We start from the raw sequence: 23,836 nt of genomic DNA on the forward strand, positions 1-23,836 counted from the left end.
GCGGGGGGCGCCCCCCGGGGGGGGGGGCCCCCCCCCGGGGGGGGGGGGGGGGGGGGGGGGGGGCGGGGGGGCGGGCGCCCGCCCCCCCCCCCCCCCCCCCCGGCCCCCCCCCGGGGGGGGGGGGGCCCCCCCCCGCTTCTCGTTGTGCGGGAGCACGTCGTGCCGCAACGCGACCGGAGCCGGCGCCGACAACCGGCACCGGGCGGCGGCCGCCGTCGCCGACTCCGCGAGCGACCGAGCGCACCCGGCGCTCAGCCCCCGAGCGCCTCCGTCAGCAGCGCCACCATCGCGTCGAGCTGGATGTCGCCCGAATCGGCGATCTCCTCGTCCGACCCGTCGAGCGCGCGGGCGGCCAGGGACGCCTTCGAGTCGATGAGCTCGGCGATCTTGGTGTCGATCGTCTGCGCCGCGATGATCCGCCACGCGGTGACGGGCTCTTCCTGTCCGATGCGGTGCACGCGGTCGATCGCCTGCGTCTGCTCCGCCGAGGTCCACGACAGCTCGGCGAGCACGACGTTCGACGACACCTGCAGGTTCAGGCCGACGCCGGCGGCGGTGAGCGAGCACACGATGACGGCGACGTCGGGGTCGTTCACGAACGCATCGATCTCGGCCGTGCGCTGTGCGGGCGTCTGGTCACCGCGGACGGTGGCGGTCTTCAGGTGCCGACGGGCGAAGACCTCCTCGGCCTGGTCCATCACGTCGAGGTGCTTCGCGAAGAAGACCACCTTGCCGACGTTCGAGGCGAGCTGCGCCGCGTAGTCCGCCGCCAGCTGCGCCTTGGCACGACCGATCCGCCGCACCATCGAGAACACGTTCTCGCCGGTCGACGAGGCGTCCTGGTCCTCGAGCTCCCACCGCGCGACCTGGCGGACGAGCTTGTGGTCGATGCCGACGACCGGGTCCTGCCCCGTGCGGGCGTCGAGCGCCTGGTGGTACCGACGGACCAGCTTCGCGGTGAGCTCGCGCTCGGCGTCGCGGATGGAGCGGCCCTCGTCGCCGTCGAGCTCGACCGGGATGTCGGCGATCCGTCGCGCGGGGATGTCGGCGGCGACGTCGACCTTGCGGCGGCGGACGATGCCCTGGTCGATGACGGCCTTGCGGGCCTCGACGAAGAAGCCGGGATCGGCCGGGGTGAGCCCGATGTCCTCGAGCTCGTTCATGAGCGTCGCGCGGGGCTTCTTGTCGTCGATCCAGCCGAGGAACTCCCAGATGGTGCGGAAGTCCTCGACCGAGTTGATCAGCGGGGTACCGGTCAGCGCCAGGAACAGCGGCGACGACACCCGCGCACGGATCTGCTCGGCGAGCTGCAGCACGAACCGGGAACGCTGCGACTCCTTGTTCTTGATGAAGTGGGCCTCGTCGACGACCATGCCCTTGAAGCCGAAGGCCCCGAGCCAGCCGGCGTGCCGGTCGAGGATCTCGTAGTTCACGATGACGATGTCGGCGAAGCCGTCCAGGTCGTCCCCGTCGCCGTGGATGACGGTGGCGGTGCGGTTCGGCACCCAGCGCTCGGCCTCGCGTGCCCAGTTGGTCTTCACGACGTTGGGCACGACCACGAGCAGCGGGAAGGCGTTCGCGGCGTCGGCGGCGAGCAGCGACTGCGCGGTCTTGCCGAGGCCGGGCTCGTCCGCGAGCAGGAACGTGCGGTGTCCCTGCGCCGCGGCGGCGACGAGCTCGGCCTGGTGCTTCATCAGCGTGGTGCCGGACCGCGAGTGCAGCGAGGTCGGCTCCGGCAACGGCATCGACGCCGCGCCACCGCCGGCGCCGTACTCGAACGACTTGAACAGCGGACCGAACAGCTCCCAGTTCGCCAGGCGACGCGGGTGGGCGACGGGCTGGTCGGCGAGGGCGAAGTCGGGCGCCAAGAAGGGGTTGGCCAGCTGGCGCTGCACGACCGCCTGCGGCACGACCGAGCGCACCGGGGCGTCGACCACCGGGGACGGCTCGGCCGCGATGACGAGGTCCTCGGGCTGCAGCTCCATGCCGCCGGCGATCATCATGTCGCGCTTGACCGTGCGGGTCGCCTCGCTCACCGAGGCCTCCTCGGTCAGCAGCTGGATCACGCTGGTGTCCCGCGCGGCGGTCTTCGCCAGGATCGTGGCGACACCGTCGAGACGCTTGAGCTGCTCGGCGCGCTGCGCGTCGGTGAGCTCCGGGTCGGCCTTGACCCGTGCGCGCTCCTCGCGCATCAGCAGCGCGACCGCCTGGAACTTCGACCGGTTGGACGCCTTCAGCGGTCCGCGCTGCGCCGCCGCCTCCACCTCGCGCACCGCGCGGGCGAGCACCGGGATGACGCCGTCGTTGTCCAGCGGGCGGGTACGGCGCGACGCGGTCCGCGTCCCGCCGGCTGCTCGCCGGGTGCCTGATCGAGCCAACGCTCCTCCTGTTCCGCCCGTTCTCCACGGGCGAGCCGCCGTCGTGGCGGGAAGTCCTCGACCGGCGTCTGGCACGACCCCGGTCCGCGGGCCACCCTGGCCCGCTCGTGCGCCGGTCCCGCCGTGGGACGTCCGGTGGACTCCCGCGGTCCGTGCGGCCGGCACCCCTCGGGTGCTCGACACGACGATCCGCGCCGGGACCCGGCGCCGTCGCACGCACGTGGTGCCCGTCGGACGCCCACGGATCCGGTCCCCACGTCGGTCAAGTGACCGACTGCCACGTCCGGAAACGACGCGGCACGCGACGACACGGTGCGTGCTGGGCTCAGTTTACTCCCGCACCCCCGACGGAGGCGACTCGACGGGACCCGCGCGCGTCGCGCCTCCCGTCCGGCCGCGCGGTGGACGGGACGCCACGACGGCCGGGAGGCGCTGCCCACCACCACCGCGCGGCCGGCGACCGTCCGACGGCCGGGTCAGACCTGCGGTGCCGACCGCGGACGGAGGGTGCCGGCCGACGGCACCGTCGGCGCCGCCTCGGCGAGCGCCGCACGCGTCGCCGCCAGCAGCTGCTGCGCCGTCCGGATGCCGTTCTCGGACCCGGTCGTCGCCTGCCCACCGGCGTGCGCGAGGAGCTGCGCGCCGATCGCCGGACCGATGCGGTCGGCCTCGGCCGGGTTCCGGGCGACCCAGTCGCGGGCGACCGCGTCGGCGAGCCGCTCCGCCGCTGCCCCGCGCTCGGCGTCCCCACGGGACCGGTGCCACAGGCCGGTGACGACCAGGTGCGCGACGACCGCACCCACGTCGCGGACCGGGAACCCCCAGCCCGCCGTGTCGATGTCGAGCAGGCCGGAGATGCGCCACGGCTCGTCCTCGTCGACGAAGACCTGCTCGAGGTGCAGGTCGCCGTGCACCACCTGCTTGGGGGCGGCCCCCCAACCGATGGACCGCCGCCCGATGCCGTCGTAGAGCTCGTCGATCTCGGCCGCGTCCTGCGGCAGGGCGGCGACGAGCGTGCGCCGGTGCCAGTCGGCGTGGTCCATCGCGTCCGCGCGGGCCTGCTGCGTCATCGGCACCGTCGCGATCCGGCCGGTCAGGGCGGCGAGGGAGGCGACGAACCGCGGGTCGTCGGCGATCTCGGTGATGCGGCTGCCCGCGGGCACCCCGCGGATGCGCTCGAGCACGAGCAGGCCGTCGCCCCGGCTCGACAGCACCCGCGGGACCGGCAGCCCGGCGGCGACGAACTGCTCGTGGGTCTCGACGATCGGCGCGACGCGGTGCGGGCGGACGATCTTCAGGAACAGCACGCGCTCCGGGGCGTCCACGCGCACGACCGCGCGCTTGCCCGGACGGTAGGCGGCGACCGACAGCGTCGGGGCGGTGACCGGCAGGCCGAGGCCGGCGAGGAGCTCGGCGACGGCGTCGCGGTACGTCACCTGCGGCAGCACCGGGAGGCCCGGGTCGTTCGGGTAGGCCCAGACCGAGACCGGCTCGCCCGTGGCGGGGTCGGTGACGACGGCGCTGTTCTGGTCGTGGGCGCCACCCGTGTCGACGTAGGTCAGGACGGTGGCGCGCTGACCGGCCCGGTCGACGGTGTCGACCTCGTAGCCGTACAGGTAGCCGTTGCCCGACGGCTCGACCGAGTGGGCGCGCGCGGCGACCACGGAGGTCCCGGAGCCGGCGAAGGCCTGCGGGATGATGCGCTCGTGGTTGGGCCACACGGGACCAGTCAACCGTGCCGCGGCGGTTTCGTCGCCATCGTGCACGGCTCGGCGTGCGGCTGGTGGCTACCGTGGTCGTCGTGAACCCGGTCGCGCGCCTCCGCAGTTCCAGCCGCACACCGTTCCTGCAGGTCGTGAAGACCGCGGTCGCGGTGGTCGCGGCGGTCCTGCTCTGCCGTGCGCTCATCGACGGGCCGTTCCCGACCTTCGCCGCGATCGCCGCGCTGCTCGTCGTGCAGCCGAGCATCAACCAGTCGTTCGTGAAGGGCCTCGAGCGCAGCGCCGGCGTGGTGCTCGGCGTCGTGCTGGCGACCGCCTTCCACCTGGTCTTCGGTGACGGCGTCTGGGTCGTGCTCGTCGTCATCGTGCTGGCGATCCTGCTGAGCTGGGCACTCCGTCTGACCCCAACGTCGGCGACCCAGGTGGGCATCAGCGGCATGCTCGTGCTCACCGCGGGGGTCGTCACGCCGAACTACTCGGCCGACCGGGTCCTCGAGACCGTCGTCGGCGCCGTCGTCGCACTCGCGGTGAACGCCGTGATCGTGCCGCCCGTGCTCCTCGAACCGGCGCACCTCGCGGTCGCCCGACTGGCCCGGGACACCGCCGCCGCGTTCGAGCGGATCGCGATCGGCCTCACCGAGGGCTGGGACGCCGAGCGGTGGGACGAGGCCCTGCGCCAGGCGCGGGCCCTCCGGCAGCAGCATGCCCGCGCCGAGGCCTCGCTCACCGCGGCGGGCGAGTCGCTGACGATGAACCCCCGTGGTGGCCGGCACCGCACGATCCTGCAGCGGGACACGACGGTCGCGGAGCACCTCCGCGTCCTGGTCACCCGGGTCACCGGGATGACCCGGGCGATCCGCGACAACACGGCGCCGGACCTCCGGTCGGACCCGGTGGTGGGGAGCATCGCGACCGAGGTCGCGCGGATCGGGGCGGACGTCCGAGCACTGAGCGCACGGGTCGAGGCGACGCGGCTGCACCACGCGGAGCGCGACGGCTTCACGGGCACCGCCGCCGACGACACGACGGCCGCGGAGCCCGCGCTGACGGCGCCGCTGGAGGTCGTCCGGCCGAACTCGCGGCACTGGGTGCTCATCGGCGCCCTGCTCGAGGACATCCGACGGGTGCGGGAGGAGCTGCTCGGCGAGGACGACTGAGGCCCGCGCGGCGCGCGGCGTCAGGCCGTGGCGCGGTGTGCGGCGTGACCGGACGCCGCCGGGTGTGCGGCGTCCGCGGCGGGAGCGAGCGTGGGCGATCCCCCGCCCACTGCTGCCGGCTCGGACGCGGCGGCCGGTTCGACGGCAGTCGACTCGACGGCAGTCCGTTCGACCTCGGTCGGCTCCACCGCGGCCGCTGCCTCGACGGCCGTGAGGACGAGTCGGTCCCACAGCGCCGTCCCCGACTCGTGCTCGTCGGAGCGGACCCCCTCGAAGCCCTGGATGGTCGCGACCGCGCGATCGGCGCCGGCCTCGTACGCCGCACGGCTCGCGACGTCCGGCACCGCGCTCAGCAGCTCCGCGACGACCCGCTCGCGGCGGGCGTCCTCCAGCTCGCCGAGCACGTCGATGCCGTGCCGTGCCGCCTCGAGCTCCGCGTGCAACCGGACGATGGCCGGGTGGACGCTGTCGTCCGGACGGTACGGACGGTTCTCCTGATCCTGCATGGTGCCCCCTCGGGACACTGCGTCGGGTACGCCGTGTCCGCTGCGGAGCCTAGCAACGCGCTGCTCGCGAGGCCGATACCCCCCTCTGCGGGACGGACCGTTCTGCCCTCGTCCGGGTGGCGTGGCGGGGTCACTGTGACGAGATTCAGCCTCTTCCCACCCGGAACCGCCCACGGACCGCCGTTCCCTGCCACGATGGGGGCCGAGGAGGTCGATCATGCGCCTGTTGGTGGTCGAGGACGACGACGAGATGCGCGCGCTCATGGAGCGTGGGCTCGCGGCAGAGGGGTACCGCGTCACGGCGGTCGAGAACGGTGTCGAGGCGCTCATCGCCCTCGGCGAGCAGGCCTTCGACCTCGCGGTCGTCGACGTCATGATGCCGGGCATGTCCGGCTTCGAGCTCGCCCGCCGGATCCGCGAGCGGGAGGACCCCGTGCGCATCCTGCTCGTCACCGCACGTGACGCCGTCGACGACCGGGTCTTCGGACTCGACGCGGGTGCGGACGACTACCTCACGAAGCCCTTCGCGTTCGCCGAGCTGACCGCCCGCCTCCGCGCGCTCGGTCGCCGCGAGTCGGCTGCCGGGCAGCGGGTCATCGAGGTCGGCGACGTCGCCATCGACTCCGAGGCCCGACGGGTGTCGATCAAGGGGCAGCGCGTCGCCGTCAGCCCGACCGAGTTCGCCCTGCTCCGGCTGCTCGCCCGGTCGGTCGGGACCGTCGTCGACCGCCCGAAGATCCTCGAGGAGGTCTGGGACGGCTCGCAGCACGTGGACCCGAACGTCGTCGAGCAGTACATCTCGTACCTCCGCAAGAAGCTGACCTCGCACGAGGCGACGGTCGCCATCGCGACGGTCCGGGGCCGCGGCTACCGGCTCGACCTGCTCGGGGCGTGACCGGGTCGGCACCCACGACCGGGACGGTCCGCGGCGGACGCGGCCTGCCCCGGCCGCTCCGGGTGCTCTCGCTCCGCGCCCGCATCACGATCGGCTCGACGGCGATCGCGGCGGTCGTGATCCTGCTGCTCGTGCTCGTCATGCGCTTCCAGGTCGTCAGCGTCGTCGCCAGCGCCACCCGCACCCTGCTCGACGCCGACGTCGACCCGTACGTGGCGACGCTGGAGGTCGACAGCGACCCGGACCTGTCCGCACCGGGCAACGCCCAGCTCGTCGCCGTCGTGGCCCCGTCGGGCCAGATCCGGCTGTCGACCATGCCGCCCCGGGTCGAGCGGGCGCTCGGCAGCCTGACGTCGACCGAGTCGGGCACGTCGCTCATCACCGTCTCCGGGTCCGAGTACCGCGTCGTCATCGAGCACCCGGTCAACGCCGCCGGACGCTGGACCGTCGTCGCCGCACGCAACTCGCAGGCCGAGGCGATCGTGGTCGACGACCTCACCACCACGCTGTCGCTCACCGGCCTCGCGATCCTCATCGCCTTCGGCATCGCGTCGTGGGCGCTCGCCACCGCGGCGCTCCGCCCGGTGAACCGGATGCGCCGCGAGGCCGAACGGCTCTCCGTCGCCCCCGAGCGCGCCGAGCTGCCGGTCGGTCCGGCGCAGGACGAACTGGCCTCGCTCGCCACCACGCTGAACGCCTTCCTCGCACGCACCCGCCAGGTGACCGAACGCGAGCGACAGATGGTCTCCGACGCCAGCCACGAGCTGCGCACGCCCCTCGCGATCCTCACCACCCAGCTCGACCTGGCGTCGCTCGACGGCGACGACGCTGCGGCGCTCGCGGCGCACATCGACCGCGCCAAGCGGAGCGTCGCCCGGCTCTCGCGGCTCGCGAACGACCTGCTCACGCTGTCGCGCATCGAGGACGCGGAGGAACGCGAGCAGGACGGCGCGCAGCCGACCACCGCCTGGAGCGACCTGGGCGACGAGGTCATGGCCGCCGTCGACCGGGTGCGCCTCATCGCCTCGGCGAAGGACATCACGGTGGACTTCGACCTCGAACGGACCCCGGACCCGGTCGGAGCGGCGGAACCACGCTTCCGCCTCGACACCGGTGGCATGGCGCAGCTCGTCACCAACACGGCGAGCAACGCGGTCGCCGCACTCCCCCGTGGTGGTGGCGTCTTCGTGTCGTGGCGGGTCGAGGGCGACGAGGGTGTCCTGCAGGTGACCGACGACGGACCCGGTGTCCCGGAGTCGTTCATCCCCGTCGCGTTCGACCGGTTCACCCGGCCGGACGAGGCTCGGACGTCGCGCCGCGACCCGGACCCGGCGACGGGCGGGGTGCCGGTGCCGGGCGGCTCGGGCCTCGGGCTCGCGATCGTGCGCGCGATCGCGGAACGGTCGGGAGGAACGGCTGCCCTCCGCAACGTCCGGTCCGGTGGTCTCGAGGTCACCGTGCGCATCCCCGTGGTGCGCGAGCAGACCGCGTCCTGACGGTCACTGGAAGTCCCGCGACCGGGTCCGCACCGCCAGCGGCAGGTGCTCGATCCGGTCCGCCACCAGGTTCACCACGCCGTCCGGCGACCGCTCGAGGATCCCCCGCACCACCACGGCCGGCGACTCCCGTGCCACCCGCCGGTACCGTCCCCACACGCCGACGCTGCAGATGACGTTCACCAGCCCGGTCTCGTCCTCGACGTTCAGGAACGTGATGCCCGACGCCGTCGCCGGGCGTTGCCGGTGCGTCACGATGCCGCCCACCTCGACCCGTCGTCCGGTCTCCGCCGTCGCGGTGTCCTGCACGCTGAGCACCCCGCGGGCGCGCAGTCGCGGGCGGACGTGGTGGACCGGGTGGTCGTCGGTCGACATGCCCGTCGACCACATGTCCGCGATCAGGACGTCCCCGCTCGTCATCTGCCCGAACAGCGGCGGCTGCACGGTGACCTGGGTGTCGGGCAGCTGGTCGGGTCGTTCCGCAGCCGCCTGCGCCGCCGACCACATGCCGCTGCGCCGGTCGATCCCGAGCCCGGCGAAGGCGTCCGCTGCGGCCAGGGCCTCGAGCTGCGCGGTCGTCAGCCGGACACGACGGGCCAGGTCGGACATGTCCGTGAAGGGCCCGTGCGCCGCCCGCTCCGCGACGATCGCCTCGGCGCTCCGCCGGCCGAGCGAGGCGACCTCGGCCAGGCCCAGGCGGACGGCGAAGGCCCCGTCGCGTCGGTGCTCCGCGGTGTCGTCGGGCAGCGAGCCGTCGAACGGCAGCACGGGCGGCTGCTCCCCGGCCAGGCAGGCGTCGGCCCCGGTCGCACCGCTCTCGGCGTCGGGCAGGGGCTCCAGCGTCGCGTCGACCGCCGAGCGCAGGATGTCCGGCCGCAGCACCCGCACCCCGTGCCGCCGGGCGTCGGCGACCAGGGTCTGCGGTGAGTAGAACCCCATCGGCTGTGCCCGGAGCAACGCCGCCAGGAACGCCCCCGGGTAGTGCAGCCGCATCCAGGCGCTGGCGTAGACGATGAGCGCGAAGCTGATCGAGTGGCTCTCCGCGAACCCGAAGTTCGCGAACGCCTGGATCTTGGCGTAGATCGTGTCGGCGTCCTCGCCGTGGATGTCGTTCGCCGCCATCCCCGCGTAGAGCTTCTCGCGCAGCCGCTCGATCTTCTCGAGGCCACGCTTCGAGCCCATCGCCCGGCGGAGCAGGTCCGCGTCGTCCCCGGAGCACCCGCCGACGGCGATGGCCATCTGCATGAGCTGCTCCTGGAAGAGCGGGACCCCGAGCGTCCGCTCGAGCACGGGTTCGAGCGACGGGTGGATGTACGTGATCGGTTCCTCGCCCGTCCGGCGCCGGATGTACGGGTGCACGGCACCGCCCTGGATCGGACCGGGACGCACGAGCGCGACCTCGATCACCAGGTCGTAGAACCGCCGGGGCAGCAGCCGCGGGAGGGTGCCCATCTGTGCGCGGGACTCCACCTGGAACACCCCGATCGTGTCCGCACGGCAGAGCTGGTCGTAGACGCCCTGCTCCTCCTTCGGGATCGAGTGCATGTCCCAGCGCTCCCCGCAGTGTTCGTCGGCCAGGTCGAACGAGTACTGCAGCGCCGCGAGCATCCCGAGCCCGAGCATGTCGAACTTCACGAGCCCCATGAAGGCGCAGTCGTCCTTGTCCCACTGCAGCACGGTCCGGCCGTCCATGCGGGCGTGCTCGATGGGCACGACCTCGCCGACGGGCCGGTCGGTGAGCACCATGCCCCCGGAGTGGATGCCGAGGTGCCGTGGGAACCCGAGCACCTGCTGGGCCATGTCGACCACGGTGTCCGGGATGTCGTGGTCCTGGCTCTCGGTGACCGACCCCCACCGTTCGACCTGCTTCGACCAGGCGTCCTGCTGCCCGGGGCTGTGCCCGAGCGCCTTCGCCATGTCCCGCACGGCGCCCTTCGGCCGGTAGGTGATGACGTTCGCGACCTGCGCCGCGTTGAACCGTCCGTACTTCTCGTAGACGTACTGGATCACCTCCTCGCGCCGGTCCGAGTCGAAGTCGACGTCGATGTCGGGCTCCTCGTCGCGCATCGCCGACAGGAACCGCTCGAACGGCAGTCCGTACCGGATGGAGTCGACCGCGGTGATCTCGAGCAGGTAGCAGACGGCCGAGTTCGCCGCCGAGCCGCGCCCCTGGCACAGGATGCCCCGCTGCCGGGCGTACTGCACCATGTCCCGCACGATCAGGAAGTACCCCGGGAAGTCCTTGTCCGCGATGACGGACAGCTCCCGCTCGATGCGTTCACGCTTCTGCGGGTCGACACCGTCGGCGCTGCCCGGGTAGAACCGACGGGCGCCCTGCCAGGTGAGCTCGCGCAGCCACGACATCGTCGTGTGCCCCTCGGGGACCTCGACGTCGGGCAGCCCGGGCTTGGCGGTCCGGAGCCGGAACCCGAGCTCGTCGGCCAAGGCGACGCTCGTCTCGACGGCGCCCGGCCAGCGCGCGAAGCGCGCGGCCATCTCGGCACCGGACCGCAGGTGGGCGGTCGGGGCCGCCGGCAACCAGCCGTCGATCTCGTCGAGGCTCCGCCGTGCCCGCACGGCCGCCAGCGCGGTCGCCACGGGGAAGCGGTCGGGGGTCGCGTAGTGCACGTTCCCGGTCGCCACGACGGGGAGTCCGTGCCGTGCCGCGAGCGTCGCGAGGACGTCGTTCCTGGCGGTGTCGAGCGGTTCCCCGTGGTCGGTCAGCTCGACGACCACCCCGGCCGTGCCGAACCGGTCGAGCAGCGCACGCAGGGCCTCGTCCGCCGCCGACTCGCCCCCGCGCTCGAGGGCCTGGCGGACGGTGCCCTTCCGGCAGCCCGTGAGGACCCGCCAGTGTCCGTCGGCCTGCGCCGCGAGCTCGTCGAGGTCGTACTGCGGCCGCCCCTTCTCGGCCCCTGCTGCCAGGTTCGCCCGCGTGACGGCCGCGGCGAGCCGGTGGTAGCCGTCCTGCCCGTCGGCGAGCAGCAGCAGGTGTGTGCCCTCCGGGTCGGGGACGCCGTTCTGCGGTTCGGTCAGCCCGAGGGACAGCTCGGTGCCGTACACGGTCGTCACGGTCGGGTACGCCTCGGCCACCTCGGCCATCCGGGCAGCGCCGTAGAACCCGTCGTGGTCCGTCAGCGCCAGGCCGTGCAGGTGCAGGCGTGCGGCCTCCTCCACCAGGTGCTCCGGACCGCTGGCGCCGTCGAGGAAGCTGAAGGTCGAGTGCGCGTGCAGCTCGGCGTACGGCACGACCGGGGCGTCGTCGTCGGCGGCGGGTGTCGGCGGGACGTACCGGGACCGCTTCCGCGACCAGGCCGGGCTGTCCCCGCCGTCGCCGGCGTGCGTACTGTCCGGCCGCTTGTCCGACAGGGCGCGTTCGAACTGCGACCACGGGATCGGTGGGTTGCTGTAGCCCATCAGGTCTCCTTCACGTCGCGACCGCCTCGGCCCACCACCGGTGGTCGGCGAGCACCAGGTACCAGGCCCGGCCGTCGTCGTCGACGACCTGCAGCCGGTGCAGTCGCCGCCCGCCGGCCTCCCACCAGCGCACGACGAGCGGCCACGGCCCCGCCCACGCGGTCACGGACGCGAACCGGCCGCCCCGCTCACCCTCGGCCCGGAACCGCTCCGGCACCGCGGTGAGTGCGCCGCGGTCGTCGACGTCGACGGTGTCACCCCCCGCAGCGACGACGTCCACCGGACGGGGTCGCTCGAGCACGGTCGCGGGTGGCGGCCCCGGGAGCCTGCCGGGCCACGGCCGGTCGCGGACGGTCGCCAACGCCCGCTCGCCGCCGACCGGGGCGTCGCCCCACGGCACGAGCACGACGCGCTCGGCCAGCGTGCGGCCCCCGCCGATCCGCGGGGTGACCACGCCCTCGTGTCCGACGAGCCCCTGCACCCGGGCGAGGGCGTGGTGCACCCGCTCGTCGGGTCCGGTCCCCCAGAGCCCACGCTCGTGGTTCGACGCGTCGTCGACCGCGACCGGCTCGAGCACCACCTGGACCACGGGCGCCTCGAGCCCGGAGGGGTCCACGCCGCCGGCGAGCTGCCAGCGCACGCGGTCGACGACGTCGGCGGCGTCGAACCAGCGCGGGTGCACCCAGGTCCGTTCGAGCAGGAGGTCGCGCTCGTCGACGATGCCCACCCGGATCGTGGTCGCGACGAGTCCGGCCGCGCGCAGCCGTGCGGCGAAGTCGTCGGCCGAACGGCGGAAGGCGAACGCCACCTGGTCGGCACGGTCGAGCGGTGGCTCGAAGGACGCCTCGACCCGAAGCTCCGGCGGGACCGCCCGCGCTGCGACCTCGCGCGGGTCGCGACCGCCCGCCAGCCGGTGCAGGAACGCCCCGGCGACACCGAACCGGTCGCGCACCTGCTCGTCGCCGAGCGCGGCGAAGTCGCCGAGCGTGGCGATGCCGAGCCGCCCGAGCACCATCGCCAGGTCCGGGTCGCCGAGCACGCCGAGCGGCAGGTCCGCCAGGAACGGGGCCGAACCGCCGACCGGCACGATGCGCACCCGCTCCCCCGGGCGCACGGGACGCGACCGCGCTGCCTGTTCCGCCGCGAACGGGGTGTCCGCCACCCCGGCACGCACACCGGGCGCACCGTGGTCGGCGGCGATCCCGGCCAGCGTCGCCGCGGCCGCCCGCTCGCCACCGTAGTAGCGCGCAGGCCCCCGGGAGCGCAGGGCGATCGTCCCCGGTCGCAGGACCTCGACCCCGGGGACCGCTTCCTCGATCGCACGGATGACGGGTTCGAACGCGCGGTGGTCGAGTGCGTCGTCGTAGGGCTCGACCACGAGTTCCGGGCAGCGCGCCTGGGCCTCGCGCACGCGGAGGCCCCGCACCACCCCCTGCTGCCGGGCACTGGCCGAGCTGGCGAACACCACCCCCTTCGCCACCAGGGCGAACGGGTGCTCGGGCGGCGACCCCGCGGCCCGGGCGGCGGCGATCACCGGCCAGTCCGGGCACCAGAGCACGATCGTGCGCGCAGGCGGTGGTTCCGGCAGGGCGCCGCCACGGGCCAGGGCATCGGCACGCACGGCCCCCGGCCCCGGCACCCCGGCGCCGGCGGTCCCCCTGGTCGTGCCGCGCGGCGAGGCGGCACGGGCCCGTCCCCGCGGGCTCACGACGCCACCGCGACCGGGCGGAGCACCCGGGAGTCCCCGGCACCGTCGGCGGCCGCGATGCCGACGCTGCCCGGAGCGCCCGTGTCCGTCCCACCGGCCCGGGCGACCAGGGGCGCGGCGGGTCGCACCGCACCGTCCGCCGCCGGGAGCAGCAGGTCGGCGCTGACGGGTCGACCTGCTCCCGCGCGGCCGGACGCCGTCACCGTGGCACGCCGCTCCGCCAGGTACCCGTGGCCGTCGCCGATGCCGGTCCACACCGAGCCGCTCACCCGCAGCGTGACGTCGGCGCCCGGCCAGGTGCCGAGGGCGACGAGCGCTCCACCGCGCTGCCGCAGCCGCGCGGACAGCCGCGAGACGTCGCCGGGCACGACCCGGCCGAGCGGTCGCGTCAGGACGATCTGCGCCACGTCGGCGAGGGCTGCGGTCACCGTGAGCCACTGGTCGCCCGGATCGGGCACGAGCACGAGTCGTTCGAGGTCGATGCCCATCGCCGCCGCCGCCTCGACCCCGAAGGACTGCACACCGACCACGGCGCACCAGGCCCCCTCGGCCGAGGCCGCCTGCAGCATGGTCATCGCGAGCAGCACGGACTCCTGCACGGCGTAGGAGCCACCGACCCGGATCGCGCCACCGGGCAGCAGCGACCGCAGGGCGTCGGCGGTGGGGAGCCCCTGGACGTCGACGCGGGGTGCTTCCATCTCGGACACTCGGGAGCGCAGCAACGTGATGCGTTCGAGCGCCGCCCGGGCGTCCCCCAGGTGGTCGACGCGCCGGGTCGGTCGGGACGCCCCGGAGCGGCCCCCGGGGCGAGCGGGACCGTCGGGCCCGGTCGCCCCCTCGGGCCCGGGCGACAGGAGTGCCGCCGCCGTCTGCATGCCCTCATATTCGAACATGTGTTCGATGATGTCAACCGGGTCCGACATCCGGTGGACAACGACTTCGAACACCCGTTCGACATGCCCGACCGGTGCCGGGACGCGGTCCCGACCCGCGCCCGGGCACCCTGCTCACCAGCGGGCCGAGACCCCCAGTGCTCCGAACACCGACCGGGTCTTCGTCTCGACCTCGTCCGCCTCGTCCGACGCGACCGACGACCACGTCACCGCGCCTCCGGCCCCGAACGTCCGGACGCGTTCCGCTCCCCGGTCGTCCAGCACCGTCACCAGTGTGCGGATGGCCACCGACAGGTCGACCGCACCGTCCGCGGAGAAGTAGCCAACGACCCCCGAGTACACGCCCCGCGGTGCCCCCTCGAGCCGGTCCGCGATCGCCATCGCGCTGATCTTCGGCGCCCCGGTCATCGATCCCGGCGGGAACGCAGCGCGCACGAGCGCTGCACGGGACGCCCCGGCCGGCAGCACGGCGGACACCGTCGACACGAGCTGGTGCACGGTCGCGTAGGTCTCGACGTCGCAGAGCCGCTCGACGTGCACCGACCCGGGCACCGCCGAGCGGAGCAGGTCGTTCCGCAGCAGGTCGACGATCATGACGTTCTCGGCGCGGTCCTTCGGGCTCGCCGCGAGCGCCGCGCGCGCCGTGGCGTCACGTCGCGGGTCCGGGTCACGCGGCCGCGTGCCCTTGATCGGCTCGGCGACGACCGTGCCGTCGGCACCGACCCGCAGGAACCGCTCCGGCGAGCGGCTCGCGACCCGCAGCGTGCCGAGTCGCAGGTAGGCACCGAACGGGACGGGGTCCGCCCGCCGCAGTCGCAGGTACTCGACCAGGTGCGGGTCCGTGGCGGGCGCGGGCAGGGCCTCCCGTCCGGATGCACCGACCGCGAAGGCGGTCGTGAGGCACACCTGGAACGCGTTCCCCTCACGGATCTCGGCGCGGCACGCCTCGACCGCTGCCTCGTACGCGTCGCGGGACACGCGCCCGTCCGCACCGGCCTGGAGGCCCGTGGTGCCGTCCGTCGCGTCGACGGACGGCCGCCCCGTGTGCGGCCCCGCGAGCCACGCCCGGTTCGCCGCACTGGCCGTCGGTTCGTCGTCGGTCACCAGGGCGAGCGCCCAGGCACGACCGTCGGCGTGCACGACGAGCGCGCGGTCCACGAAGCGCAGGTCGGCGTCCGCGTGTGCCGCGGCGCGGTCGGGGCCGCCGGACTCGCGACCGAGCTCGTACCCGAGGAACCCGACCCAGCCGAGCGCGAACCCGCAGCCCGGCACGGGGGCCTCGAGCGCCGGGGTCCGGGTCAGCAGGTCGTCGAGCACGGTGAAGGCGGCACGCGCCTCGGTGCGGGACGGCCCGAACCACCGCTGCGCAGCGGACGGGACCTCGAGCACCGCGTGTCGGTCCTCGTGCCGGAACCGCGTCGCGAACGGCCCGTCCGTGTGGGCGAGGACCGACCACCGGGCGCGTCCACGAGCGGCCTCCGGCGCACCCTCGGGCAGCCCGGAGTCGAGCCAGACGACGTCGGAGCCGGTGGCAGCCGCCAGCGCACCGAGGTCCGGGGCGACGTCGAGGCGACGCGCGAGGACCCGCGCTCGGGTCAGACCGCGGCGATCGTCCACGAGGCGGCGTGCGCGGCACCGGGTGCGAGCACGACGAGCCCGGACTCCTCGCCAGCGTTGAAGGCGTCCGGCGCGCAGGTCATCGGTTCGACCGCGAGGCCGACGCGGTGGTACTCCGGCACGACGTGGTCAGCGGTGTGCACCTGCGCCCAGCCGCACTCCGGCCCGAAGGACACCCGGACCCCGTGGCCGTCCGCCGCGGTGAGCACGATCGTCGCCAGCCCGTCGCCGTTCCGGTCGAACCCGGTGAACGCGTGGTCGATGAAACGGTCGCCGATCGCGGTCGCGGTGCGCAGGTCGAACTCGTCGTGCACGGGGGCGGTGCCGGTCGGCACGAGACGGTCCTCGGTGACCTCGAGCACCTCGGCGGCGGGCAGGGTGAGGGTCCAGTCGTCGACGCGACCGGCGCCGGCGACGAGGTACGGGTGCGGCCCGGTCCCCCACGGTGCCGCGTCCCCACCGGTGTTCGTCCCGGTGACGGTCGTGTGCAGCCCGTCGGCGTCGACGCGGTACTCGACGAGCACCTCGACGCGGTACGGGTACCCCTCCTGCGCGGGGACGGTCGTGGCGAGCACGGCACGGTCGGGCTCGTGGGCCACGATGCGGAAGTCGGTCCAGGCGACGAGGCCGTGCAGCGCGTGGTGCCGCTTCGGTTCGGTCAGGGCGAGCTCGTGGTCCTGTCCGCCGAAGGTGTACCGGCCGTCGACGACCCGGTTCGGCCACGGAGCCAGGACGGCGCCGCGGAAGGCCGGACGGACCTCGTCGGCGGCGAACGGGACGACCAGGTCGCGTCCGTCGGCGCGGAGTGTCCGGAGCGACGCCCCGACCGAGGCGATCTCGGCGGTGTACCCGCCGGCGGTGATCGTCAGGGCGGACCCGGACAGCGGGGATCCGGCCAGGTGAGGACCGGTCGGCTGGGAACCGGCCACGGGGGCGACGTTGCTCATGCGCAACAGCGTACTGGGGTGCGGCGGCCCGGAACGACGAAGCCCCGCCGGGGGTCCGGCGGGGCTTCGTCGTGTTCTTCGGTGGATCTGAGGGGACTCGAACCCCTGACCCCCTGCATGCCATGCAGGTGCGCTACCAGCTGCGCCACAGACCCAGATCGTGTTGCTCCGTGCCCCCGTTCCCGGCGGCACCATGAAATCGTACACCACGCGAACGCCGGGTGACGAAATCGTCTCCGCCACCCGGGCGCGTCGCGACTACGCCGTGTGGTCGACGGGCAGTTCGAGCGGGATCGTCGGGCAGTCCGACCAGAGGCGCTCGAGCGAGTAGTACTGACGGTCTTCCTCGTGGAAGACGTGCACGACGATGTCGCCGAAGTCGATGAGGACCCAGCGGCCCTCGGTCCGGCCCTCGCGTCGGAGCGGCTTGGCGCCGGCAGCGATCAGACGGTCCTCGACCTCGTCCGCGATGGCGAGCACGTTGCGCTCGTTCCGGCCGGTCGCGAGCAGGAACACGTCGGTGAGCTGCAGCGGCCCGGTCACGTCGAGGGCGACGAGGTCTTCGGCCTGCTTCGCGTCGGCCGCCTGGGCGGCGATCTGCACGAGTTCCAGTGCGCGTGAGGAGGCGGTCACGGAGTCCTTCCGGTCGTCGGCACCGCGCTCTGCGGGTCCGTGTGGTGGGTCCTGATCATAGGCCACCCCGCCGACAGCGGCCAGGCCGGTGGGCCGGGTCGGGCGACGGGGCGACGTTCGACGAGGGGTCGGCGGGCGGTCAGCCGCCGAGGTGGGTGGTGAGCAGGGCGACGATGATGACCCCGGCGGCCGCCAGACCGACGGCGCCGACGGTGACGCCGAGGATGACCGGGGTCCGGGACTCCTTCGGCTTCGCGGCGGCGAGCACGACCTGACGGGTGGACGTGTGGCTCGACACCGCACGGCTCGCCCGGACGGGGCTCGCGTCCGTCTCCGGCTGCTCGTCGTGCTGCTCGAGCAGACGGTCGACCTCGGACCCGTCGATCGGTCGGTGTGACCCGGTGGAGGACAGCGATGCGGGCAGGTCGATCGAACCGGTCAGGATGACCTCACCCGTGGCGTTCAGGGCCCCGGTCGGGTCGGCCAGCGCCGAGTTCGGCAGCACGATCGAGTTGGTGTCCTGCACCGCGACGCGGCGCGTGCCCGTCACGTCGTGCACCTCGGCGTCACCGGCGTCCCGCGCCTGCTGGGTCCAGTGACCGGCCGGCGGCTCGAAGGCCGTCGTGACCGGCTTCGGCTCGGGGCTCCGACGGAACGCGGCGGGGACGCGGGGGGCGTCACCGACGGCGTCGGCGCCGTCGTCGGGACGGGAATCCGTCGCCGGCGTCGGGCGCTGGATCGGGACCTCGTTCGTGTCGTCGTCGAGCGACAGCGGGAAGACGACGGGCGTCGAGGACGAGGGCATCCGCGCCGACGACGGTGCCACTCGGGCGGCATCGTCGTCCGCGGCACCGTCCGAGCGCCGTGCGTCGTCGGTCTGGCCGTCGTCGGTGGTCTGGCCGTCGTCGGTGGCCCGGGCGTCGCCGGTGGTCGGGGCGTCGTCGGTCTCCGGCGGCGCCCAGGTCGTGCGGTGGCGTCGGGGTTCCTCGGCGTGCGCCGCGGCCTCGCTCAGGGGCTCGATCGCGTCCGGGGAGCCGTCGGCCTCGGTCGCCTGGGCCACCGCAGCGGCGTCGAGCATCTCGGTCTCGGCGGCAGGCTCCTGACCGGGTGCGTCCGTGGCGTCGCCGGTCCGGTCCGTCGCCTCGGAGGCGTCGACGACCGGGGTCGGGGCGAGCGGGACCTGGGCGGACCGGACCGGGTCCTGCGCCGAGGTCGGACGATCCGCGGACGCCGGGACCGGACGCGGCGGGGTCGACGACCCGCGGTCTGCCGAGGCCGGACGCGGACGCTCGGTGTCCTGGTCGAGGTGACCGACCGACCCGATGACGTCCTGGACGGTGCGGTCGGAGGACTGCGGGGTCGGCGCGCGCAGCGGCACGGGCTGCACCGCCTGCCCCTCGGCCTCGCGCATCAGGCGGAGCTGACGACGGGTGAGGCCGCCGGTCCCCGGCACGATCTCCGTCGCCGAGGCCGGAGCCGGGGTGAGCGGGAACACCGCGCCGGCGGGCTGCGGGGCAGGAGCGGAGTCGCCGGAGGCGGGACGGGCTGCCGACTGCGCGGGGCCGCTCGGCGACGGCGCGACGTGCGAGCCCGGTCGCCGACGGGCCTCGGACTGGTCGGACGGTGCTGCGACGGTCGGCGGCGGGGTGACCGGCTGCCCGCCGGCTGCGGCGGCACGCTCCCGCTCGCGCGCCTCACGCCGCGAGAGAGGCGGCTGCGCGTCGGACGAACTCATGCAACGCTCCGATACAGGTGGTGCTTGGAGATGTACTGGACGACCCCGTCCGGGACCAAGTACCACACGGGGTGGCCGCGCCTGACCCGGTCGCGGCAATCCGTCGAGGATATCGCCAGTGCAGGGACTTCGAGCAAGCTCACGTCTCGTTCGGGGAGTCCGGTGATGCTCAGGTCGTGGCCCGGACGGGTGACCGCGACGAAGTGCGCGAGGTCCCAGAGGCCATCATGATCCTTCCAGTCGAGGATCTGCTGAACGGCGTCCGCGCCCGAGATGAAGACGAGCTGCGCATCCGGTCGCTGGTCACGCAGGTCGCGGAGCGTGTCGATCGTGTAGGTGGGCCCCGGACGGTCGATGTCGACCCGGCTGACCGTGAACATCGGGTTCGACGCCGTCGCGATGACCGTCATCAGGTACCGGTGTTCGGCGTCGGTGACGTCCGACTTCATGTACGGCTGACCGGTGGGGACGAAGACGACCTCGTCCAGGTCGAAGGCACGCGCGACCTCGGACGCCGCCACGAGGTGCCCGTGGTGGATCGGGTCGAACGTGCCGCCCATCACGCCGATGCGTGGGCGCCCCGTGCTCTCGAGCATCGAGCGGCGTGTCAGAGCTTGGTGTGACCGAACTCGTCGACACCCGTCTCGTGGTGGCGGGTGGCCTCGAACTTGTGCGAGTGACGGTACGCGACGTCGCGGAAGCTCCAGGTGACGAACCCGAGGAACGTGAAGAACAGCGCGCCGCACATCGGGAAGACGAACGCGGGCACCCCGGAGGCGTGCTCAGCAGCTTCTGCGAGGAAGGTCATCGGTCCGGTGCTCCGTTCGATCGGGTGGGAAGTCGCGGCCCAGTCTAGCCGCGGATCTGTCCGTGCCCGCGCACGATCCACTTGGTGCTGGTGAGCTCGGGCAGTCCCATCGGGCCGCGCGCGTGCAGCTTCTGCGTCGAGATGCCCACCTCGGCGCCGAAACCGAACTCGCCGCCGTCGGTGAAGCGCGTCGACGCGTTCGCCATCACCACCGCGGAGTCGACCTCGGCCAGGAAGCGCTCGGCCGTGTCGACGTCGTCGGTCACGATCGACTCCGTGTGGCGCGTCGACCACCGCGCGATGTGCGCCATCGCCGCGTCGACGTCGGGTACGACCCGGATCGACAGGTCCAGGTCCATCGACTCCGTCGCCCAGTCCGCATCGGTCGCGCGGAGCACGCCGGGGACGATGGTCCGGGTGGCGTCGTCGCCGCGCAGGGTCACGCCGGCGGCTCGGAGGCGGTCGGCCAGCACCGGCAGCAACCGCTCGGCAGCCGCCTCGTGCACGAGCAGCGTCTCGAGGGCGTTGCAGACACTCGGCCGCTGGACCTTGCTGTTCAGCACGATGTCGACCGAGCGCTCCAGCGGTGCCGACACATCGAGGTACACGTGCACCACGCCCGCACCGGTCTCGATCACGGGCACCTGCGACTCGGTCACGACGGTCTGGATGAGCGAGGCACTCCCCCGCGGCACCAGGACGTCCACGAGCCCGCGAGCACGCATCAGGTCGGTCGCCCCCTGGCGCCCGAACTCGTCGATCGTCTGCACGAGGTCCGCCGGCAGCCCCACCGAGGCCACCGCCCCGCGGATGCGCTCGACCAGTTCGGCGTTGGTGCGCTGCGCTGCCGATCCGCCACGGAGGACGACGGCGTTGCCGCTCTTCAGCGCGAGCGCGGCGATGTCGACGGTCACGTTCGGGCGCGCCTCGTAGATGGCCCCGACGACCCCGAACGGCACGCGGACCTGGGTGAGCTGGAGTCCGTTCGGCAACCGAGACCCGCGGACGAGGTCGCCGACCGGGTCCGGCAGTCCCACCACGTGCTCGACCGCCCCGGCGAGGGCGTCGATCCGTGCGGTGTCGAGGCGCAGGCGGTCGAGCAGACCGGAGGAGAGCCCGCCGTCCTCGCCCGCGACGAGGTCTCCGTGGTTCGCCGCGACGATGGCGTCCGTCCCGGCGCGCAGGGCGACCGCGACGGCGCGCAGTGCCTGGTCCTTGACCGCCGTGGTCGCCGTCGCGAGCGCCGTCGAGGCGGCACGCGCCGCGACCAGCTTGTCGGTGAGGGTGGGGGCGGTGACGATCGGCGACATGGTCCGATACTAGGTCGACCGCCGGGCTCGTGACGCTGGTGGGGTCGCAGCTGTGGGGACGGCCGGGAGGCGCCACTCGGGTGCAGGAATCCGCTCACGCCCGCGGGTGCCCGGTACCGCTCGCGATCGTGCCGCCAGGGCGGGGCGTGCCGCGGCGTCTCGACCGAACGCCGACGTCTCGACCGCAGGCCGACGTCGCGGGCCGGCACCGTGCCTCCCGGCCGACCGACCCCCGTCAGCGCCGCGGCGCCGCGTGGAACCAGGTGCCGACGTGCTCCCCGGCCAGTGCCCGGTCGACGAGCGCGGTCCCGGTGACGAGCACCGACGTCCCCGCCTCGGCCGCGAGCCGGGCCGCGGCGACCTTCGTGCCCGCTCCGCCGGTCCCGACGCCGGCCGCCCCGACCGACCCGAAGGTCACGCCGGCGAGCTCGTCACCGAACGGGACCTCGTCGATGGGCTCGGCCCCCGGGTGCTCCGGCGGACGGGTGTAGAGCGACGCGACGTCGGACAGCAGCACGAGCGCGTCGGCCCCGAGGAGCCGCGCGACGAGGGCCGCGAGCCGGTCGTTGTCCCCGAAGCGGATCTCGTGGGTGGCGACCGTGTCGTTCTCGTTGACGATGGGGAGCACCCGCAGCGCGAGCAACCGGTCGACCGCCCGCTGCGCGTTCACCCGGTGCGTCGGGTTCTGCATGTCCCCCGCGGTGAGGAGCACCTGTGCCGCGACGATGCCGTGCCGGTCGAGCTCCTTCTGGTACCGGAACATGAGCACGTTCTGCCCGGTCGCGGCCGCTGCCTGCTGGGTCGCCAGGTCCTCGGGGCGTCCCTCGAGCCCGAGGAACGGGAACCCGGTGGCGATGGCACCGGAGGACACGAGGACGACCTCGGTGCCACGCGCATGTGCCGCCGCCAGGGCGTCCACGAGCGCGGCGATCTGCCCGGTGTTGTCACCGCTGACCGACGACGACCCCACCTTGACGACGAGCCGGCGCGCACGCGGCACGTCCTGCCGCCGGCTGACGGGCCCGAGTTCGGTGCGTGCGCGCGCGTCGGTCATGCGTCGGTCAGTCCTGGTCGTCCCGGTCGTCGTCGGCCCACAGGCCGGACACGCGCTCCTGCTCGAGCTCGGCGCGCGCAGCCGCCTTGGCGTCCATGCGCTCGAAGTACTCCTCGCGGCGCTCGTTGCGCGTCGGGCGCGACGATCCGCCGACGCGGGCGTCCGTGCCGCGGGCGCTCGTGATGAGCTCGGCGGTCGACGTCAGCGTGGGCTCCCAGTCGAACACCATGCCGCCGTCCCCGCCGATGACGACGGTGGACCCGGCGACCGCTCCGGCCTTGAACAGGCCGTCCTCGACGCCGAGCTTCGCGAGCCGGTCGGCCAGGTAGCCGATCGCCTCTTCGTTCGTGAAGTCGGTCTGGGTGACCCAGCGCTCCGGCTTGTCGCCCCGGACGCGGTAGAAGCGGTGCTCCTCGCCGCCCTCGGCGCGCACGGTGAAGGGCTTCTCGTTGACGGCCTTCGGGCGGAGGACGATGCGCTCCTGCTCGGGCGCGGCGGGACGATCGGCACGCGCCTGCTCGACGACCTCGGCCAGGGCGAACGTCAGCTCGCGCAGACCCTTGCGGGACGCGGTCGAGATCGGGAACACGCGGTAGCCGCGCTCCTCGAGCTCGGCGGTGACGAAGTCGGCGAGCTCGGCTGCCTCGGGCACGTCGACCTTGTTGAGCGCGACGAGCTGCGGACGCTCGAGGAGCGGGGTCTGGCCCTCCGGCACCGGGTAGCGCTCCAGCTCGCCGAGGATGACGTCGAGGTCGGAGAGCGGGTCGCGGCCCGGGTCGAGCGTGGCGCAGTCGATGACGTGCAGGAGCGCCTCGCAGCGCTCGACGTGCCGGAGGAACTCGAGGCCGAGGCCCTTGCCCTCCGACGCGCCCTCGATCAGGCCCGGGACGTCGGCGACGGTGAAGCGGACCTCGCCCGACTCGACGACGCCGAGGTTCGGCGTCAGGGTCGTGAACGGGTAGTCGGCGATCTTCGGCTTCGCGGCGGAGATCGCGGCGATGAGCGAGGACTTGCCGGCGCTCGGGAACCCGACCAGGGCGACGTCGGCGATCGTCTTCAGCTCGAGGCTGACGTCGCCGGTCCACCCCGGGGTGCCGAGCAGCGCGAAGCCGGGGGCCTTGCGCTTCGTGGTCGCGAGCGCGGCGTTGCCGAGACCGCCCTGACCGCCGGGGGCCACGACGACGCGCATGCCGGGCTCGGTCATGTCGGCGAGGACCTCGCCGTCCTCGTCGTGCACCACGGTGCCGATCGGGACGGGGAGCTCGAGGGTCTCGCCGCTGACACCGCTGCGCATGTCGCCCATGCCCGGCTGGCCGTTCTTCGACGAGCGGTGCGGCGAGCGGTGGTAGCCGAGCAGGGTCGTCACCTGCGGATCGGCGACGAGGACGATGTCCCCGCCGTCACCGCCGTTGCCGCCGTCCGGGCCGGCGAGGGGCTTGAACTTCTCACGGCGGACCGACACGCAGCCGTTGCCGCCGTTCCCCGCGGTGAGGTGCAGGGTCACGCGGTCGACGAAGGTCGCCATGGGTCCACTCCTGGTTCTGGCTCGAGCGCGCGGACG

Annotated in this window: 18 protein-coding genes and 1 tRNA gene; 3 read left to right on the top strand and 16 right to left on the bottom strand. The window is 73.9% G+C overall.

Annotation, left to right across the window (positions count from 1 at the left end; genetic code table 11):
• Positions 1-251: 251 nt before the first annotated feature.
• Both ACIQFY_RS07965 and ACIQFY_RS07970 read right to left on the bottom strand, forming a co-directional pair.
• Positions 252-2,378, bottom strand: a complete 2,127-nt coding sequence (locus ACIQFY_RS07965; protein WP_066653205.1) for a DEAD/DEAH box helicase — start codon at positions 2,376-2,378, stop codon at positions 252-254.
• Between the two features lie 476 nt (positions 2,379-2,854).
• Positions 2,855-4,099, bottom strand: coding sequence for a phosphotransferase enzyme family protein (locus ACIQFY_RS07970; protein ID WP_066653203.1), 1,245 nt, complete (start codon positions 4,097-4,099; stop codon positions 2,855-2,857).
• A gap of 80 nt (positions 4,100-4,179) precedes the next feature.
• On the opposite strand from ACIQFY_RS07970, the gene ACIQFY_RS07975 reads away from it, so the two are divergent.
• Positions 4,180-5,256, top strand: a complete 1,077-nt coding sequence (locus ACIQFY_RS07975; RefSeq protein ID WP_081985243.1) for an aromatic acid exporter family protein — start codon at positions 4,180-4,182, stop codon at positions 5,254-5,256.
• Between the two features lie 20 nt (positions 5,257-5,276).
• On the opposite strand, the gene ACIQFY_RS07980 is transcribed toward ACIQFY_RS07975, so the two are convergent.
• The gene (locus tag ACIQFY_RS07980; protein ID WP_066653198.1) at positions 5,277-5,762 is read right to left on the bottom strand and encodes a hypothetical protein; all 486 of its coding nucleotides are present in this window, start codon (positions 5,760-5,762) and stop codon (positions 5,277-5,279) included.
• 217 nt (positions 5,763-5,979) lie between these two features.
• Between ACIQFY_RS07980 and ACIQFY_RS07985 the strand changes: the two genes are divergently transcribed.
• Together ACIQFY_RS07985 and ACIQFY_RS07990 are read left to right on the top strand one after the other, a co-directional pair.
• Positions 5,980-6,657, top strand: a complete 678-nt coding sequence (locus ACIQFY_RS07985) for a response regulator transcription factor (RefSeq protein WP_066653196.1) — start codon at positions 5,980-5,982, stop codon at positions 6,655-6,657.
• Complete coding sequence (locus ACIQFY_RS07990) at positions 6,654-8,153, top strand: cell wall metabolism sensor histidine kinase WalK (RefSeq protein WP_066653193.1); 1,500 nt, start codon at positions 6,654-6,656, stop codon at positions 8,151-8,153. Before ACIQFY_RS07985 ends, ACIQFY_RS07990 begins: the two co-directional genes overlap by 4 nt.
• 3 nt (positions 8,154-8,156) lie before the next feature.
• Here ACIQFY_RS07990 and ACIQFY_RS07995 read toward each other — a convergent pair whose 3' ends face one another.
• The 13 genes from ACIQFY_RS07995 to obgE all read right to left on the bottom strand — a co-directional run bounded on the left by ACIQFY_RS07995 (position 8,157) and on the right by obgE (position 23,800).
• The gene (locus ACIQFY_RS07995) at positions 8,157-11,570 is read right to left on the bottom strand and encodes an error-prone DNA polymerase (RefSeq protein WP_251154800.1); all 3,414 of its coding nucleotides are present in this window, start codon (positions 11,568-11,570) and stop codon (positions 8,157-8,159) included.
• Positions 11,571-11,580: 10 nt separating this feature from the next.
• Entirely contained in the window at positions 11,581-13,191 is a 1,611-nt protein-coding gene (locus ACIQFY_RS08000; RefSeq protein WP_251154858.1) for a DNA polymerase Y family protein, read from the bottom strand.
• Between the two features lie 83 nt (positions 13,192-13,274).
• Entirely contained in the window at positions 13,275-14,171 is an 897-nt protein-coding gene (locus ACIQFY_RS08005; protein ID WP_400339266.1) for a hypothetical protein, read from the bottom strand.
• Positions 14,172-14,285: 114 nt separating this feature from the next.
• Positions 14,286-15,788: an anthranilate synthase component I family protein gene (locus ACIQFY_RS08010; protein ID WP_066653186.1), complete on the bottom strand. Its 1,503-nt coding sequence runs from the start codon at positions 15,786-15,788 to the stop codon at positions 14,286-14,288.
• Positions 15,767-16,735, bottom strand: coding sequence for an aldose 1-epimerase family protein (locus ACIQFY_RS08015; RefSeq protein WP_209683421.1), 969 nt, complete (start codon positions 16,733-16,735; stop codon positions 15,767-15,769). The genes ACIQFY_RS08010 and ACIQFY_RS08015 overlap by 22 nt, the downstream gene beginning before the upstream one ends.
• A gap of 82 nt (positions 16,736-16,817) precedes the next feature.
• Positions 16,818-16,890 (bottom strand) — tRNA-Ala (locus ACIQFY_RS08020).
• Between the two features lie 103 nt (positions 16,891-16,993).
• The gene (gene rsfS / locus ACIQFY_RS08025) at positions 16,994-17,368 is read right to left on the bottom strand and encodes a ribosome silencing factor (RefSeq protein WP_066653181.1); all 375 of its coding nucleotides are present in this window, start codon (positions 17,366-17,368) and stop codon (positions 16,994-16,996) included.
• A 139-nt stretch (positions 17,369-17,507) separates the two neighbouring features.
• Positions 17,508-19,103, bottom strand: coding sequence for a hypothetical protein (locus tag ACIQFY_RS08030; protein WP_400339269.1), 1,596 nt, complete (start codon positions 19,101-19,103; stop codon positions 17,508-17,510).
• Entirely contained in the window at positions 19,100-19,699 is a 600-nt protein-coding gene (gene nadD / locus ACIQFY_RS08035) for a nicotinate-nucleotide adenylyltransferase (RefSeq protein ID WP_081984738.1), read from the bottom strand. Before nadD ends, ACIQFY_RS08030 begins: the two co-directional genes overlap by 4 nt.
• 11 nt (positions 19,700-19,710) lie before the next feature.
• Positions 19,711-19,911, bottom strand: a complete 201-nt coding sequence (locus ACIQFY_RS08040; RefSeq protein WP_058728434.1) for a hypothetical protein — start codon at positions 19,909-19,911, stop codon at positions 19,711-19,713.
• Between the two features lie 44 nt (positions 19,912-19,955).
• Positions 19,956-21,221 carry a glutamate-5-semialdehyde dehydrogenase gene (locus tag ACIQFY_RS08045; RefSeq protein ID WP_400339272.1) on the bottom strand — a complete coding sequence of 422 codons (1,266 nt, stop codon included), beginning with the start codon at positions 21,219-21,221 and terminating at the stop codon, positions 19,956-19,958.
• Positions 21,222-21,456: 235 nt separating this feature from the next.
• Positions 21,457-22,275 carry a glutamate 5-kinase gene (proB, locus tag ACIQFY_RS08050; RefSeq protein WP_326495819.1) on the bottom strand — a complete coding sequence of 273 codons (819 nt, stop codon included), beginning with the start codon at positions 22,273-22,275 and terminating at the stop codon, positions 21,457-21,459.
• A gap of 7 nt (positions 22,276-22,282) precedes the next feature.
• Positions 22,283-23,800, bottom strand: a complete 1,518-nt coding sequence (gene obgE / locus ACIQFY_RS08055) for a GTPase ObgE (protein ID WP_066653172.1) — start codon at positions 23,798-23,800, stop codon at positions 22,283-22,285.
• Positions 23,801-23,836 lie beyond the last annotated feature (36 nt).

Origin of the sequence: Curtobacterium sp. NPDC092190, from assembly GCF_044755625.1 — a bacterium.
In the GTDB taxonomy this organism is placed as follows: domain Bacteria; phylum Actinomycetota; class Actinomycetes; order Actinomycetales; family Microbacteriaceae; genus Curtobacterium.

What these genes read in the sequence shown, in the direction of transcription:
- ACIQFY_RS07980 (WP_066653198.1), bottom strand. Translation starts at nt 5,762, where the DNA reads ATGCAGGATCAGGAGAACCGTCCGTACCGTCCGGACGACAGCGTCCAC.
- ACIQFY_RS07985 (WP_066653196.1), top strand. Translation starts at nt 5,980, where the DNA reads ATGCGCCTGTTGGTGGTCGAGGACGACGACGAGATGCGCGCGCTCATG.
- ACIQFY_RS07995 (WP_251154800.1), bottom strand. Translation starts at nt 11,570, where the DNA reads ATGGGCTACAGCAACCCACCGATCCCGTGGTCGCAGTTCGAACGCGCC.
- ACIQFY_RS08005 (WP_400339266.1), bottom strand. Translation starts at nt 14,171, where the DNA reads ATGTTCGAATATGAGGGCATGCAGACGGCGGCGGCACTCCTGTCGCCC.
- ACIQFY_RS08015 (WP_209683421.1), bottom strand. Translation starts at nt 16,735, where the DNA reads ATGAGCAACGTCGCCCCCGTGGCCGGTTCCCAGCCGACCGGTCCTCAC.
- ACIQFY_RS08030 (WP_400339269.1), bottom strand. Translation starts at nt 19,103, where the DNA reads ATGAGTTCGTCCGACGCGCAGCCGCCTCTCTCGCGGCGTGAGGCGCGC.
- nadD (WP_081984738.1), bottom strand. Translation starts at nt 19,699, where the DNA reads ATGCTCGAGAGCACGGGGCGCCCACGCATCGGCGTGATGGGCGGCACG.
- ACIQFY_RS08040 (WP_058728434.1), bottom strand. Translation starts at nt 19,911, where the DNA reads ATGACCTTCCTCGCAGAAGCTGCTGAGCACGCCTCCGGGGTGCCCGCG.
- ACIQFY_RS08045 (WP_400339272.1), bottom strand. Translation starts at nt 21,221, where the DNA reads ATGTCGCCGATCGTCACCGCCCCCACCCTCACCGACAAGCTGGTCGCG.
- proB (WP_326495819.1), bottom strand. Translation starts at nt 22,275, where the DNA reads ATGACCGACGCGCGCGCACGCACCGAACTCGGGCCCGTCAGCCGGCGG.
- obgE (WP_066653172.1), bottom strand. Translation starts at nt 23,800, where the DNA reads ATGGCGACCTTCGTCGACCGCGTGACCCTGCACCTCACCGCGGGGAAC.